This is a genomic window from Ohessyouella blattaphilus, assembly GCF_024721265.1.
In the GTDB taxonomy this organism is placed as follows: Bacteria; Bacillota; Clostridia; order Lachnospirales; family Lachnospiraceae; genus Aequitasia; species Aequitasia blattaphilus_A.
On sequence record NZ_JAMXOC010000001.1, the window covers coordinates 326,717 to 343,544 of the forward strand.

Sequence of the window (16,828 nt, forward strand, 5' to 3'; positions counted from 1 at the left end):
ACCGTTCTCTCTAACAGGGGGAATATACGTACTCCTCTTTATCCACGCATTTGCTATTAAACTACCCTTATCTTACGAAAAAAACCGCTTTCTGTCAAGATTTACGTGCCTTAATTCTACACAAGCCTAAGTGTACGCAGTAGAAAGAGCCACGCTGTCAGCGTAAAGGGGCTAAGAAAGGTGGTAAGCGTTACCGCTCCGGCTGTGAGACTACCTTGGTTTCCCAAATTCTTGGCCATAATATAAGAAGTAACTGTGGTCGCTGAGCCTAACATCACGAGAATAGTAACTAGCTTTTCCGCGCGGAAGCCAAAGCCGATTGCTACCGGCAAGAACAAAGCGGCAAACCCGATTAGCTTTAAAAAGGTGGCACAAAGCACCGGCACCTTCTCCTTGTCTAAGGCGCTGTAGGTGAATGACGCTCCCATAGCCATCAGACCGAGAGGGGTGGCTAGATTGCTCACACTTTCTACGCTTTTTTCTAACACCGGCGGCATCGAAATTCGGAAGAACGACCACAGAATCCCGATGGCGATGGCGATAATAATCGGATTTTTGATAACGCCAACTAAGGTTTCTCTAAGCCTTTTTTTGTCGATTTTGCCTTCCCCTGGTTTTAACAGACAAAGGACAATCACCGCTACTACGTTATAAAGGGGGACGCTAGCGATAATCATTACGGCGGCCGCTGTCGTCTTTCCATATAGACTTTGGAGAAAGGCCATACCGATAAGGGCGGCCGAACTGCGATAGCTCGCCTGGATAAATTCTCCTCGCAGGCCCCGCTCCTTTAGGAAAAGAGACAAGCCGATGGCAATTAAAATACAAAGAATGGTGACTGCTAGACAAAACAAGAAAAAGGGCAAATCGAATACTCGCCGAAAATCCTCGCCTCGTAAGTCGTTAAACACCAGCGCTGGCAAAGGGACTAAGAAGACGAAACGATTGATTTTGGCAGCAAACTCTTCGTCAATTATCCCTTGCTTTCGTAAGAAAGCTCCCAGTATCATCATTAAAAAAATGGGCATGGTAGCGCCCATACTAAATAGTAAGTTTTCCATAATTAGCTCCATTTTGGTTTTTTTCATTATAACATGTGTGATATACTGTGGTATATGAGAAATTTAATCAGAAAACTGGATGAGAAAAGTACACTTGAAAAAGAGGAATGGATTTGGCTCTTTGAGCACCGGGATTTAATCGATAGGGAGGAGCTATTCGCCCTTGCCAGAGCGCGAACTTACGAACACTACGAGCATAAAATTTTCGTTCGGGGTTTAATCGAATTTACCAATTACTGTCGTAATAACTGCTATTACTGCGGTATTCGTTCGGGAAATCAACTGGTATCCCGCTTTCGTCTAACAACCGAAGAGATCCTCGATTGTTGCCAGCTAAGCTACGAAGCTGGCTTTCGTACCGTGGTCTTACAAGGCGGTGAAGACGCTTTCTTTACCAAGGAACGGCTCTGTGAAATTATCGAAGCAATCCGCCGAAAGTTCCCAGAGGTGGCCATCACCCTTTCCATTGGCGAGCGTCCTCGTGAGGATTACGAAGCCTTCTTTTTAGCCGGTGCCGAGCGTTTCTTATTAAGACACGAAACGTATAGCCCTAGCCACTATGCCAGGCTTCATCCGGAGAACTTAAGTGCCAAAGCCAGGCAGAAGTGCTTAACGGACTTAAAGGAAATCGGCTATCAAGCAGGGAGCGGCTTTATGGTGGGCTCTCCTTACCAAACTCCGGAAAACTTAGCCGAGGACTTTCTATATCTTAAGGAACTGGATCCCCAAATGATTGGCATTGGCCCGTTCATCGCTCATAAGGATACGCCTTTTGGGGCAATGACCTCGGGGACCGTGGCCGATACACTACTGTGTATTGCCCTACTGCGCCTAATGCTACCAAAGGTCTTACTTCCTTCGACTACATCCCTAGGAGCTCTTGCACTAGACGGACGCAAGAAGGGCGTTCTCGCTGGTGCCAACGTCCTCATGCAAAACGTGACTCCTAGCGCCCAGCGATTAAATTACACTCTCTACAACAACAAAGAACGGGCCAAGGATATCGACTTAAGCCCGGATAACCCGCTCTTTAAAGAGCTAGAACAATTAGGATACGCAATTGTATCAGAAAGAGGGGACTCGAAAAATGTATGATGCACATTCAAAATTAGCAGAGGACTTTATTAATCACGAGGAAATCGAAGAGACGTTAGCCTTTGCCGATGAAAACAAAAATAACTTAACATTAATTGAAACTATCTTAGAAAAGGCCGCCAAGATGAAAGGCCTTACCCACCGAGAGGCTTCGGTGCTCCTAGCTTGCGAGGACGAAGCAACCAACGAAAAAATATACAAACTGGCAAACGAAATCAAATTGGCTTTTTACGGCAACCGCATTGTGATGTTTGCCCCCTTATATCTATCTAATTACTGTATTAACGGCTGTACCTACTGCCCTTATCACTTAAAGAACAAGACAATTCCCCGGAAGAAGCTTTCGATGGAAGAAATCCGGGCAGAGGTCATCGCCCTCCAGGATATGGGGCATAAGCGCTTAGCGCTAGAAGCCGGCGAAGATCCCGTTCATAACACCATGGATTACTACTTAGAGGCGATTCGCACGATTTATGACGTGAAACACAAAAACGGCGCTATCCGCCGGGTAAATATGAATATCGCTGCTACCACCGTGGATAATTATCGCCTTTTAAAGGAAGCGGAAATCGGTACTTATATTCTCTTTCAAGAGACGTATCACAAAGCCAGCTATCAGGAACTTCACCCGACAGGTCCTAAGTCCGACTACGACTACCATACCACGGCAATGGATCGGGCGATGGCCGGCGGCATCGACGATGTGGGCATCGGAGTGCTCTTTGGCCTTGATAAATACCGTTATGAGTTCGCCGGGCTTTTAATGCATGCGGAGCACTTAGAAGCGGCCTTTGGCGTGGGACCTCATACGATTAGTGTCCCTAGATTAAAGGATGCCGATGATATCGATGCATCTACCTTTACAAACGGTATTGATGACGAGACCTTCGCCAAACTGGTGGCCTGTATCCGTCTAGCCGTTCCATATACCGGCATGATTATCTCCACTAGAGAGAGCCAGGATGTTAGAGGACGCGTCCTTCACCTGGGTATTTCCCAAATTAGTGGTGGCTCCAAGACCAGTGTGGGCGGCTACGTAGATAGCGAACCTGAATTAGGTGACTCCTCCCAGTTCGAGTTAAGTGATACCAGGACCTTAGACGAGGTCGTACGCTGGCTAATGGAAATGGATTTCATCCCTAGCTTTTGTACTGCTTGCTACCGGGAGGGTCGTACTGGCGACCGGTTTATGTCTCTTCTAAAAAGTGGACAGATTCAAAACTGCTGTCATCCTAACGCCTTAATGACTCTTCAGGAGTATTTGATGGATTACGCATCTCCCGAGACAAAGATTATCGGTGAAAAAATCATCGACCGAGAGATTAGCAACGTCCCTAGTGAAAAAGCTAGAGAGATCGTGATCCGCAACTTAGACCTAATCCGTAATAACAACAAACGAGATTTTGTATTTTAAGGAGATAAGCAATATATGAGTTTACAGAACACACCTAGTTCCGAACGCGTCCACATTAGTCTCTTTGGAAATCGCAACGCCGGTAAGTCAAGCTTAATCAATGCCCTTACCGGCCAAGACCTAGCCATCGTCTCCGAAATCAAAGGAACCACCACAGATCCGGTTCAAAAAGCAATGGAATTGTTGCCTCTTGGCCCCGTCGTCATTATCGATACCCCTGGACTGAACGATACCGGGGAAATTGGGGCACTACGGGTAAAGAAGACGTATCAAGTCTTAAATAAGACGGACATCGCGCTCTTAGTTGTGGATATAAATACCGGCTTCCAAGAAGCGGAACTGGAAATTTTAGAACTGATTAAAGAAAAAGAAATTCCTTATCTGGTGGTCTATAATAAAAGCGACTTAAAAGATGAAGCACCTAAGACGCTCATTAACCCTTCATTAGTAGTAAGTGCCAAAACCGGGGATGGCATTGAGGAACTAAAAAACGCGCTCGGCGCGCTGGCACCGGCGCTAGAAAAGGACAACGTTATCGCAGCTGACTTAGTTACCCCTGGAGACCTCGTACTCCTGGTTGTACCCATCGATTCTGCCGCCCCTAAAGGACGCTTAATCCTTCCCCAGCAACAGACCATTCGTGACTTACTAGATCACGGTAACCTAGTAACCATTGTCAAAGAAGACGCCCTCGAAAGCGCACTAACAAGCCAAGCGCCCGCCCTTATTATTACCGATAGCCAAGTCTTTGGCACTGTTAGTCGCATCAATAACCGGCGGTTTCCCTTGACTTCCTTTTCCATTTTATTCGCCCGCTATAAGGGCGACTTGGAGCCGTTATGGGAGGGTGCTAAGGCGCTAGATTCCTTAACGGCTAATAGCAAGATTTTAATTAGCGAAGGCTGTACCCATCATCGTCAATGCGATGATATCGGCACCGTAAAGCTCCCCCGGTGGCTAAAGGAATATACGAAAGAAGACCTTACTCTCTCCTTTACCAGCGGCAGTGAATTTCCTCAGAATTTAAACGAGTATGATCTCATTATCCACTGCGGTGGCTGCATGTTAAATGAAAAGGAAATGAAATACCGCATCGCTAAAGCTCAGGCGGCAAATGTTCCTATTACCAATTACGGGATGGCGATTGCCCAGATGAAGGGTATTCTCGCTGAAAGCTTAGCACCTCTCGCAAAACAGAAGTAAAATTCGCTCTTTATTTTCTCCCCATTTTCCTGTATGATATACTTTGTTATCTATAAGGAAATGGGGATTTTTATGAATACAATTGCACGTGGCTTAGAGTATCTAAGCAATACTGCTACAAACGCAGCCCAGCGCTACGATTACGAACGAACGTATAAGAAGACTAGCTATGTGATTATCTTTTTTACTTTTTCCTGCATTGGCTGGTTATGGGAAATATTATATACATACCTAACAGAAGGCCAGGCCGCCAATCGCGGCGTCTTAAACGGACCTTGGCTCCCGGTCTACGGTACAGGAGCGGTGATGTCCCTGCTAGTGTACCAGCTGCTTAAAAACAAGCGACCAACCTATCTTTTGGGAACGATTATGCTTTTTGCAGGAATCATCGAGTACGCTACCGGCGTCTTTTTAGAAAAGACCTATGGTATGCGGTGGTGGGACTACCGGGATTTGACCTTTCAGCTACACGGACGAATTTGTCTACGGGGTCTAATCTTCTTCGGCACGGCCGGACTATTTATTGTCTATATTGCTGCCCCGCGAATCGATGAATTTACCGAGCGCTTTTCTAGCCGCTTTATCAGCGCCTTAGCCCTTCTCCTGTTGTTCCTCTTGATTTTTGATATCATCACCTCTTCCCAGGCGCCAAATATGGGTCGAGGGGTTACTTATACAGTCTTTCATACAATTTCACCACTTATCAGAAACGGAGCCTGAGGGAATTACCTCAGACTCCGCTTTTTACAGCATATCTGCCAATCCATGTCTTCTAAAAAACAAACTGTTATGTTATAATTTGATGAGTGAACACGCAGAGTTTTAGCGAGGGGAGAGGTCTCGATGATAAACAAATATAACCATGACAAAGATACTCGTCTGTCAGAATTGGAAGCAGAGCTTCAAAATCTTCGTGGCAGATTAGCTTCTGCAAATGAAAAAATAGAAAAATACGAACAAAAAATGAATGAAGAGAAAGAACCTTTGCGGGAGTTATACTTAAATTCTCTTCTTCGAATAATGCCTGAAATAGTACTCTTTATCAATACCGACTTAAAGGTTATTATGTGTTCAGAATCGTATTTAGCGGCAGCTGGCATGAAAAGTTATGACGAAATCATCGGAACGCCGGCGATTCCCGAGCGACTTGAATATCCAAACGCACAGGCGATTAGCAGCGCCGAGCAAGAACTAATCGATGCAATGGAAAGCGGTATTACTATTGAAGAAGAGATTTTCTTCTCCTTTATACCTGGTACTTCAAAACGCTATTATAAAAAATACGTTCGCCCTCTTTCGGACACACGTGGTCAAGCTATTGGTGCAATCTTACTTTTTATCGACGTGACAGATATTAGTATCGCTCGTGAAGATGCAAAAAAAGCCAGTGAAGCCAAAGGAATTTTCCTCGCAAACATGTCTCATGAAATACGCACACCCATGAATGCGATTATTGGTATGACTCATATTGCTAGAGAGTCAAACGAAATCAACAAAAAGGACGAATGTCTGACAAAGATAGAGAGTGCATCTGCCCACCTTTTGGGCGTTATTAACGATATTCTCGATATGTCCAAAATAGAAGCCGGCAAATTTACACTCTCTGATTCCGAATTTGCCTTTGAGGACTTAATCGAGCAGATTGTGACCGTCACAAGTTTTAAAGTAAATGAGAAACTACAGAAATTCACCATTGACGTCGATAAAAATGTCCCTCCTTTTATTATCAGCGATCAACAACGGCTCTCTCAAGTTATCACTAATCTCATTTCCAACGCGATAAAATTCACTCCCGAAGGTGGTTGTATTGATTTACGTATTCGCAATCTATCCGAGCAGGATGACATTTGTACACTTCAGGTCGATGTAGCTGATACCGGGATTGGTATATCAGAACAACAACAAAAGCAGCTATTCCAGTCTTTTCAACAAGCAGATTCTAGTATCTCCCGCAAATATGGCGGAACAGGTCTTGGTCTTGCCATATCAAAGAGCATTATTCTGCAAATGAATGGCGACATATGGGTAGAAAGCGATGTTGGTAAAGGCTCCGTTTTTAAATTTACCGCTCAGGTTAAAAGGGGCGCTGTCGGAAATACTGATACGAAAAAAGGGAAAGATTTGACTGAAGAAACTAAGGGAATCTTTACCGGAAGACGTATCTTAGTGGTCGAAGATAATGAAATTAACCGTGAGATTGTTCACGCCCTGTTGAGAGATACCGGTGCCACCCTTGAAAGCGCTGAGAACGGCCGCATCGCCTATGATTCTCTCCTACGTGAGGAAACGACTCCTTATGATATTATTCTTATGGATGTACAGATGCCAGAAATGAATGGATATGAAGCGACGAAAGCCATTCGTTCTACGACAAACCCGAGTGTTTGTAATACTCCGATTATCGCCATGACGGCAAATGTCTTTCGAGAAGATATCGAGACTTGCTTAGCCGCAGGTATGAATGACCATATTGGCAAGCCTTTAGATATTGATGAAGTGATGATGAAGCTAAAGAAATATCTCTAAGAGCATCTGGGCCTCAAGAGAATAATTGGCACAACGAAGCGACCGGATAATGATTAGCCGGTCGCTTTCTTTGCCTGTATATATAGTTTGGAATCAAGCCTAACTCTTCATACAGGCGAACCGTATTGGGGTGAACGCCAACAATCGCCGCTACTTGGGATGTTCTGTACGTCTGCAAAGCTACTCACCTTTTCGTTCTTTAAAGAATTCGTTAAGAGATTCTAAAAGCTTCATCAAAACCGGCATCTCTTCCGGCGTTAAGCGCTTTAGAATCGCTTCTGTCATCTGATGGTGATACTCCTCATGGTGGTGAAACGCCCGCATTCCGCTTTCTGTTAACTTTACGAAGACTACTCGGCGATCCTTTTCGCTGCGAAAGCGCTCAACGTATTTTTTATTAACTAGAGAGTTCATGGCTGTTGTTAAGGAACCCACCGTGATACCCAAATGAGAAGCAATAGAAGTCATATTCTTCTGCTCGGACAAGCCAATCGCCTCAATCACGTGCATATCGTTATTCGTCAAGTCTTTAAACTCGCCGCTGATAATCGCTTTGCCTTCTTCTTCCATAATCTCATTAAAAAGTTTCACTAATACTTCATTCAATGAAGAGTATTCTAATTCCACTAGCAACAACCTCCTTTCCGTCTCTATTATTCTTTATTCAAAAATACTGGCAATAATTTCTGGCACCGTCTCTAACTTCTCTTGCTTATACACATTGGCGCCGCAAAAGAGCAAGCCCTGATCCACTTCTCCTTTGGCCGCTGCCACCAAGGTATCGGTAATGCAATAGGGAATATCCTGAGGATTGCAACGCGCCAAGCATTGATGGCAAGGTGAGTGAGAAATCTGCTCACCGGCTTCTACCCGTTCCATTAGCTGATTCCTAAGGGCACGTCCTGGCATCCCTACTGGGCTCTTAGTTATCACCACGTCTTCTTTGCTAGCGGCCAGATATGCTTCCTTATAACGGGAATCGGCATCGCACTCTTTGCTAGTGATAAACCTAGTTGCCACCTGAACGGCGTCTACCCCTAAAGCAAATGCCCGTTTAGCATCTTCTTTTGATTCAATCCCGCCACCAAAGGCCACCGGAATTTTCTTCTGATACTTACATGCGTATTCCTTCACCACTTCCAAGATGCCTTTTACTTCTTTATCATAAGTCAATTCGTCCAAACTTTCCACATCTTCTTTTGAAAAACCTAGATGACCACCGGCTTTTGGACCTTCAACCACGATTAAATCAGGCACTCTTTGGTACTTTTTATCCCACAGCTTAAGGATGACACTTGCTGCTTTTATGGAAGAAACAATCGGAGCAATCTTCGTCTTCGCTCCAGCCACAAGCTTTGGCAGCTCAACCGGTAACCCGGCTCCGGAGATAATAATATCCGCACCAGCCCCTACTGCCGCCATTACGTGTTCCTTATAATGCTTAAGGGCTACCATAATATTCACCCCTACAACACCGTCTGGAGCTATTGCTTTCGCCTTCTTAATCTCCATTCTCAGGGCTCTATCATTAGCACTTTTTACATCTGTGTCAAAATCCGGCTCGCGAAAACCAATCTGGGCACTACTTATCACGCCAATACCGCCAGCTTTTGCTACGGCCCCGGCTAGATTACCGAGGCTAATCCCAACGCCCATTCCCCCTTGAATCAGAGGAATTTCCGCTGTTAAATCACCTATCTGCAAAGGTGTCACCTTCATGTCAATATCTCCTACATCTCCCTAAATCGCTGATACCTACGTTCGCTGATTTCATCCCCACTTAAATCCTGATAATCCTGCAAAAATCTCGTAATACCCTGCTCTAACTGCTTGGTTACTACTCCTAAATTCTGCAAAGTAAAATGACCTGGCTCTTCTATGACCTGTTCAATTATCCCCATTTCCAGTAAATCCTTCGCTGTCAGCTTCATTACTTCTGCCGCTTCTTTAGCAAGACTAGCATCCTTCCACAAGATACTGGCAAAGCCTTCCGGAGAAAGAATCGAATAAATGGCATTTTCCAGCATCCAGACCTCATTGGCTGTCGCCATCGCAAGAGCTCCACCACTGCCACCCTCACCGATAACAATGGATAAAATCGGCACCTTAAGAGCAGACATCTCGTAGAGATTTCTGGCAATTGCCTCTCCTTGGCCCCGTTCTTCCGCTTCCAGGCCGCAAAAGGCTCCCGGTGTATCCACAAAACAGATAATCGGACGACCGAATTTCTCCGCCTGCTTCATTAGCCGAAGAGCTTTGCGATACCCTTCCGGAGAGGGCATGCCAAAGTTGCGGCGGATATTTTCTTTCGTATCCTTACCTTTGGCCTGAGCAATGACCGTTACGGGTAGGCCCTTAAAGCGAGCCACGCCGCCGATGATCGCTTCGTCGTCGCCGTAATAACGATCGCCGTGAAACTCGGTGAAATCCTCAAACAAATGGGTTAGGTAATCCTCACCTACGGGCCGATCCTTCATTCGCGAAAGTAGCACCCTGTCCCAAGCACCAGCAATCTCATTCTTCACTTCGCTGGCACTCTCTAGCGGCGCTGCCGCTAGCAAAGTAGTCGGCGTTTGTGAATGAAGACTGAGAATCTCGGCTAACGTTTTCTTTAGTTCTGGTCTAGCGACAATTTTATCTACAAAACCGTGTTCCTTTAAAAACTCAGCTCGCTGAAAGCCTTTTGGCAGCTTCTGCCCAATGGTCTGTTCAATAACCCTCGGACCGGCAAAACCGATTAACGCTCCTGGCTCTGCCAGAATAATGTCGCCTAGCATGGCAAAGCTAGCTGTGACCCCGCCGGTGGTGGGATCCGTTAAGACCGAAATAAAAAGATTCCCGCTATCGCTATGGCGCTTAAGAGCCGCGCTGGTTTTGGTCATTTGCATGAGAGAAACAATGCCTTCTTGCATCCTCGCTCCGCCGGAGCAAGCAAAAAGGATCAGCGGCAGATTCTCCTTGGTGGCTCGCTCTGCTGCTCTAGTAATCTTCTCACCTACTACTTGACCCATACTAGCCATCAGGAAGCGACCATCCATCACTCCGATTATAGCTGGATTTCCTTCCACCTGGCAGGAGCCGGTAATAACCGCTTCTTGCAGGCTGGTCCTTGTCTGAATTTCGGCGATTTTATCTTCGTATTTAGGATAGTTTAACGGGTTTTTAGTAACTAAATCATCGTCAAAAGAAACGAACGAGTTGCTATCGGCCACCATTTCAATTCGCCTTCTGGCATGGACGCGAAAATAGCCCTCACACTTAGGACAAGTGTAAAAATTTTCTTTTACATCATCGGTAATAATCGCCGCTCCGCATTTATTGCACTTTCTCAGCAGCCCCTCTGGCACTTCTGGTTTCTCCTGCTTAATCGTCTGCAGAGTTTTGCGAGTATTATGAACGGTCTTTGTTTTTTTAAAAACATTCGTTAACTGCATAAGATTTCACCTTTATGTTTCTCGATAAACTCAATATCGATATCTCCCTTACAGAAATCTTCGTTACTGAGAATTTCATACTGATAATCTACATTTGTCTCGACCCCATCAATGATTACCTCACCTAGGGCACTTTGCATCTTGGCAATCGCCTCTTTCCGGTTCTTCGCCCAGACAATCAGCTTCGCCACCATAGAATCGTAGTACGGCGGAATCGTATAGCCACTATAGATTGCCGAGTCAATGCGAATCCCCTTACCGCCTGGCAGATACATATCCTTAATCGTACCGGGAGAAGGTGCAAAGTTCTTCCTGGGATTTTCCGCATTAATACGACACTCAATGGCGTGACCGGAAAGACGAACATCCTCCTGGGTAACGCTTAAGCGTTCGCCACTGGCAATGCGAATCTGCTCCTTCACAAGATCGATTCCCGTAACCCATTCTGTCACCGGGTGTTCCACTTGAATACGGGTGTTCATCTCCATAAAATAGAAATTATTATCTTTCTCAAGTAGGAATTCAATCGTTCCCGCATTTTGGTAGTTCGTTGCCCGAGCCGCCCGCACAGCCGCTTCACCCATAGCTTTTCGTAGCTCTTTCGTTAAGGCCACACTAGGAGATTCTTCGATCATCTTCTGGTGATTACGCTGAATCGAGCAATCACGCTCCCCGAGATGAACTACATTACCGTGTTCATCTGCCAAGATCTGGAATTCAATATGACGAGGATTTTGTACAAAATGTTCAATGTACATCGTGTCATCCCCAAAGGCGTTACGGGTCTCTTGTTGTGCCGTCTTAAACGCCTGCTCAAACTCCTCTTCCCTATGGGCTTCTCGCATTCCTTTACCACCGCCACCAAGGGCAGCTTTAATAATAACCGGATAACCAATCTCTCCCGCCAGTGTAAACCCAGTCTCCCAGTCGTAAACCGCCTCCTTGGTCCCGGGGATAACCGGGACGTTCGCTGCCATCATGGTCTTCCTGGCTTCTTGCTTATTGCCAAGGCTAGCAATCACCTCGGCTTTCGGACCGATAAAAATAATATTACACTTTTCACAAAGCTCGGCGAACTTAGCGTTCTCTGATAAGAAACCAAACCCTGGATGAATGGCATCTGCACCGGATACTAAGGTTGCGCTGATTATCTTTTCCATCTCCAGGTAACTCTTAGTGGCTGGTGCTGGGCCGATGCAAATCGCTTCATCGGCTAACTGAGTATGCAACGCTTCCTTATCGGCTTCTGAGTATACCGCCACCGTTTCAATGCCCATTTCACGACAGGCCCTGATAATCCGGACGGCAATCTCTCCTCTATTTGCAATTAGTACTTTCTTAATCATAATCGTCCTATCCAACCATAAAGGTTAATTCCCCGCTCACAACTACTTTCCCGTCCACTGAGGCCTTGGCTTCGCCAATTCCCACAGGGCCTTTTTGCTTAATGATTCTCGTCTCTAGGCGAATCTTATCGCCGGGAATAATCTTGCCTTTAAACTTGCATTTGTTAATGCCGCCAAAGTAAGCGATTTTCCCTTTATTCTCTTCTTTGGAAAGAATCGCCACCGCCCCCGCTTGGGCTAGGGCTTCAATCGTTAATACCCCTGGCATAACCGGTTCCTGGGGAAAGTGTCCTGCAAAAAATTCCTCTCGGTAAGATACGCACTTATATCCCACAGCGTATTCTCCTGGTTCGTAGTCTTCAATATAATCCAGTAGTAAAAAGGGATGTCTATGAGGAATAATCTCCTGAATTTCCTCAATTCCTAAATGCTTCATCGTCCTCTCCTCCTTAGCTTATTCTAAATAGCGGTTGGCCATACTCCACCATCTCACCGTTTTCCACTAGTACCTCGGCAATAACCCCTTGGTAATCGCTTTCGATTTCGTTCATCAGCTTCATGGCTTCGACAATTGCTAGCGTCTGGCCTTTATTAACGGTATCCCCTACCTTTACAAAGGGTGGCTCCTCTTCACCAGGAGCAGCGTAGAAGGTCCCTACAAGGGGAGAGGTTACCACCTTTCCTGAAACTTCGGCAGCGCTTTCCGGAGCGACCACTGGTACGGCTTCTACTGGTACTGCCTCAACGCTGGAGACGCTAACCTGACTACCTTTTTGCTTCGATAATACTAATTTGGTTTCGCTCTCTTCGTATTTAAACGTCTGCAAATTTGATGCCGATACTGCTTTTATCAGTTCTAAAATATGCTCTTGCTTCATAATCTTCTCCTCGTTTAACCTTCGTACTTCTTCAGTAGCAAGGTCGCGTTATGACCACCAAATCCCAAGGAATTTGTCAATACATTCTTCACTTCCTTCTCAACTGGACCGTCAATTGCATAGTTTAAATCTAGTTCTTCTTCAGGCTCTACACTTCCCACTGTCTGATGGATAAAGCCCTCCTCAATGGACTTCACGCAGGTGATAAATTCCACTCCGCCAGCGGCGCCAAGAAGATGGCCAATCATGGACTTGGTGGAGTTGATAACCACGTCTTTTGCGGCCTCGCCAAAGGCCAGCTTAATCGCCCGGGTTTCGAATTTGTCATTAAGCGGTGTGCTGGTTCCGTGGGCATTGATATAATCAATATCCGCTGGTACCAAATCGCCTTCCTTAATCGCAATTTCCATGGCTTTCGCCGCCCCAGCACCGTCCTCTGCCGGTGAGGTAATGTGAAAGGCATCCGCAGTCGCCCCATAACCGGCAATCTCCGCGTAGATTTTTGCCCCTCTTTTCTTAGCATGCTCTAATTCTTCCAGCATCACCACCCCAGCGCCTTCGCCCATAACAAAGCCATCACGGTCTTTATCAAAAGGTCTAGAAGCTGTCTCCTTATCAGGGTTGGTGGAAAGAGCCGTAAGCGCCTGAAAACCGGCGGTACCAATTTCACAAATCGACGCTTCTGCGCCACCTGCTAGACCAAAGTCCATATCGCCATATTGAATCGCCCTGTATGCGTCTCCGATAGAGTGAGTCCCTGTGGCACAAGCGGTTACCACGTTGGTGCACTTGCCTTTAAATCCGGTGGCAATGGAGACGTTACCGGCAGCCATATTAGAAATCATCATCGGTACTAGTAGCGGGTTGACCCTTGACGGGCCTCTATCCTTTAGCTTCTGATAGCTTCTCTCTAGCTCCTGTAAGGAGCCAATTCCCGAACCCACGATCACACCAGCCCGGTACGGGTCTTCCTTTTCGATTTCAATTCCCGAATCTTTAAGAGCCTCTAGAGCTGCACAGACGGCATACTGAGCGAATAAGTCCATCCTTTTTGCCATCTTAAAATCCATATGCTCTTTCGCTACAAAGCCCTTCACCTCTCCGGCTAACTTTACTTTATAATCGGTTGTATCAAAGCGGGTGATCTCCTCAATCCCCACTTTGCCTGCACGAATGCCAGACCAGAATTCTTCCACGTTATTTCCGATAGGTGTTACGGCTCCTAGCCCAGTTACCACTACTCTTTTCTTCATCCTTTTTTCTCCTATCTCCAGATTCCTCTAGATCACCATGCCGCCGTCTACATTAAGGACTTGACCGGTTATATACTTTGTCTCGTCTGCTGCTAAAAAAGAAATCACGCCAGCCACATCTTCAGGGCTACCATAAGTCCCTAAAGGGATCTGGGATAAGGTGGCTTCTTTTACTTTATCGGATAATTCCTCCGTCATATCGGTGCTGATAAATCCTGGAGCTACGGCGTTAACGAGGATCCCTCTACTAGCGACTTCTCTCGCCGTTGCTTTCGTCAGCCCGATAACCCCTGCTTTTGAAGCCGCATAGTTGGCCTGTCCCGCATTCCCTGTTTCACCCACCACGGAAGAGATGTTGATAATTCGGCCGCTTCTTTGCTTTAGCATCTGACGAACGGTAAAGCGGGTCGTATTAAAGGCTCCTTTTAAATTGGTATTGATAACCTCATCAAAATCCGCTTCCGACATCTTCATCAACAGATTGTCTCGAGTAATCCCTGCGTTATTAACCAGCACATCTAAGCTACCTTCGGTTTTAATCACCTCGCTAATAAACGCTTCACAGGCGGTAAAATCAGCGACGTTACACTGATACGTGGAAGCTTCGCCGCCGTTTTCTTCAATCTCTTTTTTTAAAGCTTCCGCCTGATCGGCAGAACCGTTATAATTGATGATTACTTTCATGCCATCACTAGCAAGGCGTCTGGCAATCGCTTTTCCAATTCCTCTAGCGCCCCCAGTTACTACTGCCACTTTACTCATTCTGCAAATCCTCCCACTTCGAGATATTTCTCACCTTTACGCTCTTATCTATTTTTCTTAGGAAACCACTCAAAGTCTTTCCTGGACCAATCTCAATAAAGGTCTCTACCCCATCAGCAATTAGCCTTTTCATGGATTGCTCCCAGCAAACAGACGAGCTAATCTGGCTAACGAGTAGTTCCTTAATCTCACTGCTATCCTCTACATAGTCAGCCGTAACATTCGTAATATAGGGAATTTCCAGCTTATCAAAAGCCACTGATTCCAGCTCTTTCCTAAGCTCCGCGCCAGCCCCTTTTAGCATCGGCGAATGAAAAGGGCCACTTACTTTAAGCGGCAAAACCCTTCTCGCTCCCGCCTCTTTTAGAGCAATACCCGCTGCTTCTACTGCTGCCTTTTCTCCTGTAATCACTATCTGCCCTGGACAGTTATAGTTAGCAATACTAACCCCGCCGATGGTCTCTGTAATCGCAGCAATCCCTTCGGCTTCCATACCGATAACGGCGCTCATAGCACCCTCTCCCGTAGGAACGGCATGCTCCATTAGTATTCCTCTTTTGCGAACCAAGGCTACCGCTTGCTGAGCACTTAGGGCCCCGCAGGTAGCAATAGCCGCGTATTCCCCCAGGCTAAGACCAGCACAGACATCTGGGCGTATCCCAGTCTGTTCCATAAAGACCGCTGTCATCGCCAGACACGTTGCCACCATCGCTGGCTGGGTATACTCGGTAATATCTAGCTTGTCATTATCGTTAAAACAAAGGGACGCAAGATCTAGTCCACAAGCAGCTGAGGACTCTTCATAAATCTTTTTCGCCGCCTCGCTGCGGTCATAAAAATCTTTCCCCATCCCGATTGCTTGGGCACCTTGTCCCGGATATATAAAAGCAATTTTACTCATAAAAGCCCATCCCTCCGATTAAATCATCTGTTTCTTTAACCAGCTTCTGAATCAGCTCCTGACAAGACATGCGTTCTTTCACCATTCCCGCAATCTGACCGGCCATTACGCTGCCGGCTTTTATATCCCCATCGACCACCGCTTTTCTAAGGCCACCTAGGGTAAGTAATTCAAGTTCTTCAAAACTTGCACCATTATTTTCTAAGTCAATGTATTTCTTCGTCATCTCATTTCGCAAAGCCCGGACTGGATGACCCGTACTTCTTCCCGTCACTCGGGAATCGATATCCTTGGCTTTAATGATTCTCTCTTTGTAATTATCGTGGACCTGAGCTTCATCGGTAACCACGAAATGAGTCCCTAACTGCATGCCCTTTGCTCCTAGCATATAAGCAGCTGCCATCCCTCTACCATCAGCGATACCGCCAGCGGCAATTACTGGAATATTAACGGCATCCACAATCTGAGGAACAAGTACCATGGTCGTGCTTTCGCCGATATGACCACCGGCTTCGCTACCTTCGGCGACAACGCAGTCCGCACCAGCTCTTTCCATTCTCTTAGCAAAAGCGACGGAAGCAACTACAGGAATCACCTTAATGCCGGCAGCTTTCCACATCTCCATATACTTCTCCGGAGTTCCTGCACCGGTGGTAACCACTGGGACACCTTCTTCTACAATCACTTTTGCCACTTCATCGGCATAAGGACTCATTAGCATAATGTTTACCCCAAAAGGTTTGTCCGTCAGCTTTTTTGCTTCCCGGACTTGCTCTCTTACCCAATCCGCCGGAGCGCTAGCGGCGCCAATTAACCCGAGGCCGCCAGCATTAGAAACAGCGGCAGCTAAGTGATACTCAGCCACCCAAGCCATTCCTCCTTGAATAATTGGATATTCGATTCCTAATATTTTTGTCACTTCCGTTTTCATAAACTTTTGCCCTTTCTTATAACT

General features: G+C 46.2%; 16 protein-coding genes, 1 pseudogene and 1 other annotated feature (1 of these 18 only partly in view). Of the genes and pseudogenes, 5 read left to right on the forward strand and 12 right to left on the reverse strand.

Translation table 11 applies throughout. The annotated features are described in order from the left end of the window. Window positions 1-54 (reverse strand) — a binding site (T-box leader) (it extends 165 nt beyond the left edge of the window). A 62-nt stretch (window positions 55-116) separates the two neighbouring features. After that, window positions 117-1,061 carry an AEC family transporter gene (locus NHH16_RS01325; RefSeq protein WP_262067794.1) on the reverse strand — a complete coding sequence of 315 codons (945 nt, stop codon included), beginning with the start codon at window positions 1,059-1,061 and terminating at the stop codon, window positions 117-119. 54 nt (window positions 1,062-1,115) lie between these two features. On the opposite strand from NHH16_RS01325, the gene hydE reads away from it, so the two are divergent. The 5 genes from hydE (at window position 1,116) to NHH16_RS01350 (ending at window position 7,299) form a co-directional block, all read left to right on the forward strand. Further along, entirely contained in the window at window positions 1,116-2,156 is a 1,041-nt protein-coding gene (gene hydE / locus NHH16_RS01330; RefSeq protein WP_262067795.1) for a [FeFe] hydrogenase H-cluster radical SAM maturase HydE, read from the forward strand. After that, window positions 2,149-3,570 carry a [FeFe] hydrogenase H-cluster radical SAM maturase HydG gene (hydG, locus tag NHH16_RS01335; RefSeq protein ID WP_262067796.1) on the forward strand — a complete coding sequence of 474 codons (1,422 nt, stop codon included), beginning with the start codon at window positions 2,149-2,151 and terminating at the stop codon, window positions 3,568-3,570. The genes hydE and hydG overlap by 8 nt, the downstream gene beginning before the upstream one ends. A 15-nt stretch (window positions 3,571-3,585) precedes the next feature. Next, on the forward strand, window positions 3,586-4,773 hold the full coding sequence (gene hydF, locus NHH16_RS01340) for a [FeFe] hydrogenase H-cluster maturation GTPase HydF (RefSeq protein ID WP_262067797.1): 1,188 nt from the start codon (window positions 3,586-3,588) through the stop codon (window positions 4,771-4,773). 72 nt (window positions 4,774-4,845) lie between these two features. Then, window positions 4,846-5,493, forward strand: a complete 648-nt coding sequence (locus tag NHH16_RS01345; RefSeq protein ID WP_262067798.1) for a putative ABC transporter permease — start codon at window positions 4,846-4,848, stop codon at window positions 5,491-5,493. Window positions 5,494-5,616: 123 nt separating this feature from the next. Continuing rightward, window positions 5,617-7,299 (forward strand): ATP-binding protein, encoded by a 1,683-nt coding sequence (locus NHH16_RS01350; protein WP_262067799.1) that lies wholly within the window; start codon window positions 5,617-5,619, stop codon window positions 7,297-7,299. An 88-nt stretch (window positions 7,300-7,387) separates the two neighbouring features. Here the strand turns inward: NHH16_RS01350 and NHH16_RS01355 are convergent. The 11 genes and pseudogenes from NHH16_RS01355 to fabK form a co-directional block, all read right to left on the reverse strand. After that, window positions 7,388-7,477, reverse strand: a pseudogene (locus tag NHH16_RS01355) (MerR family DNA-binding transcriptional regulator); the annotation flags it as partial. Between the two features lie 2 nt (window positions 7,478-7,479). After that, window positions 7,480-7,869 carry a MarR family winged helix-turn-helix transcriptional regulator gene (locus tag NHH16_RS01360; protein WP_275982017.1) on the reverse strand — a complete coding sequence of 130 codons (390 nt, stop codon included), beginning with the start codon at window positions 7,867-7,869 and terminating at the stop codon, window positions 7,480-7,482. Between the two features lie 90 nt (window positions 7,870-7,959). Next, window positions 7,960-9,018 carry an NAD(P)H-dependent flavin oxidoreductase gene (locus NHH16_RS01365; RefSeq protein ID WP_262067802.1) on the reverse strand — a complete coding sequence of 353 codons (1,059 nt, stop codon included), beginning with the start codon at window positions 9,016-9,018 and terminating at the stop codon, window positions 7,960-7,962. 11 nt (window positions 9,019-9,029) lie between these two features. Next, window positions 9,030-10,733, reverse strand: a complete 1,704-nt coding sequence (locus tag NHH16_RS01370) for an acetyl-CoA carboxylase carboxyltransferase subunit alpha (protein ID WP_262067803.1) — start codon at window positions 10,731-10,733, stop codon at window positions 9,030-9,032. Then, the gene (locus NHH16_RS01375) at window positions 10,724-12,079 is read right to left on the reverse strand and encodes an acetyl-CoA carboxylase biotin carboxylase subunit (protein ID WP_262067804.1); all 1,356 of its coding nucleotides are present in this window, start codon (window positions 12,077-12,079) and stop codon (window positions 10,724-10,726) included. Before NHH16_RS01375 ends, NHH16_RS01370 begins: the two co-directional genes overlap by 10 nt. Before the next feature lie 7 nt (window positions 12,080-12,086). Next, complete coding sequence (gene fabZ / locus NHH16_RS01380; RefSeq protein ID WP_262067805.1) at window positions 12,087-12,515, reverse strand: 3-hydroxyacyl-ACP dehydratase FabZ; 429 nt, start codon at window positions 12,513-12,515, stop codon at window positions 12,087-12,089. A 13-nt stretch (window positions 12,516-12,528) separates the two neighbouring features. Continuing rightward, a complete protein-coding gene (accB, locus tag NHH16_RS01385) occupies window positions 12,529-12,957 on the reverse strand; it encodes an acetyl-CoA carboxylase biotin carboxyl carrier protein (protein WP_262067806.1) in 429 nt (142 codons plus the stop codon). 14 nt (window positions 12,958-12,971) lie between these two features. Next, the gene (gene fabF / locus NHH16_RS01390; protein ID WP_262067807.1) at window positions 12,972-14,210 is read right to left on the reverse strand and encodes a beta-ketoacyl-ACP synthase II; all 1,239 of its coding nucleotides are present in this window, start codon (window positions 14,208-14,210) and stop codon (window positions 12,972-12,974) included. Between the two features lie 27 nt (window positions 14,211-14,237). Next, window positions 14,238-14,972, reverse strand: a complete 735-nt coding sequence (gene fabG / locus NHH16_RS01395) for a 3-oxoacyl-[acyl-carrier-protein] reductase (protein ID WP_262067808.1) — start codon at window positions 14,970-14,972, stop codon at window positions 14,238-14,240. After that, entirely contained in the window at window positions 14,965-15,873 is a 909-nt protein-coding gene (fabD, locus tag NHH16_RS01400) for an ACP S-malonyltransferase (RefSeq protein ID WP_262067809.1), read from the reverse strand. The genes fabG and fabD overlap by 8 nt, the downstream gene beginning before the upstream one ends. After that, complete coding sequence (gene fabK, locus NHH16_RS01405; protein WP_262067810.1) at window positions 15,866-16,804, reverse strand: enoyl-[acyl-carrier-protein] reductase FabK; 939 nt, start codon at window positions 16,802-16,804, stop codon at window positions 15,866-15,868. Before fabK ends, fabD begins: the two co-directional genes overlap by 8 nt. Window positions 16,805-16,828: the final 24 nt, after the last annotated feature.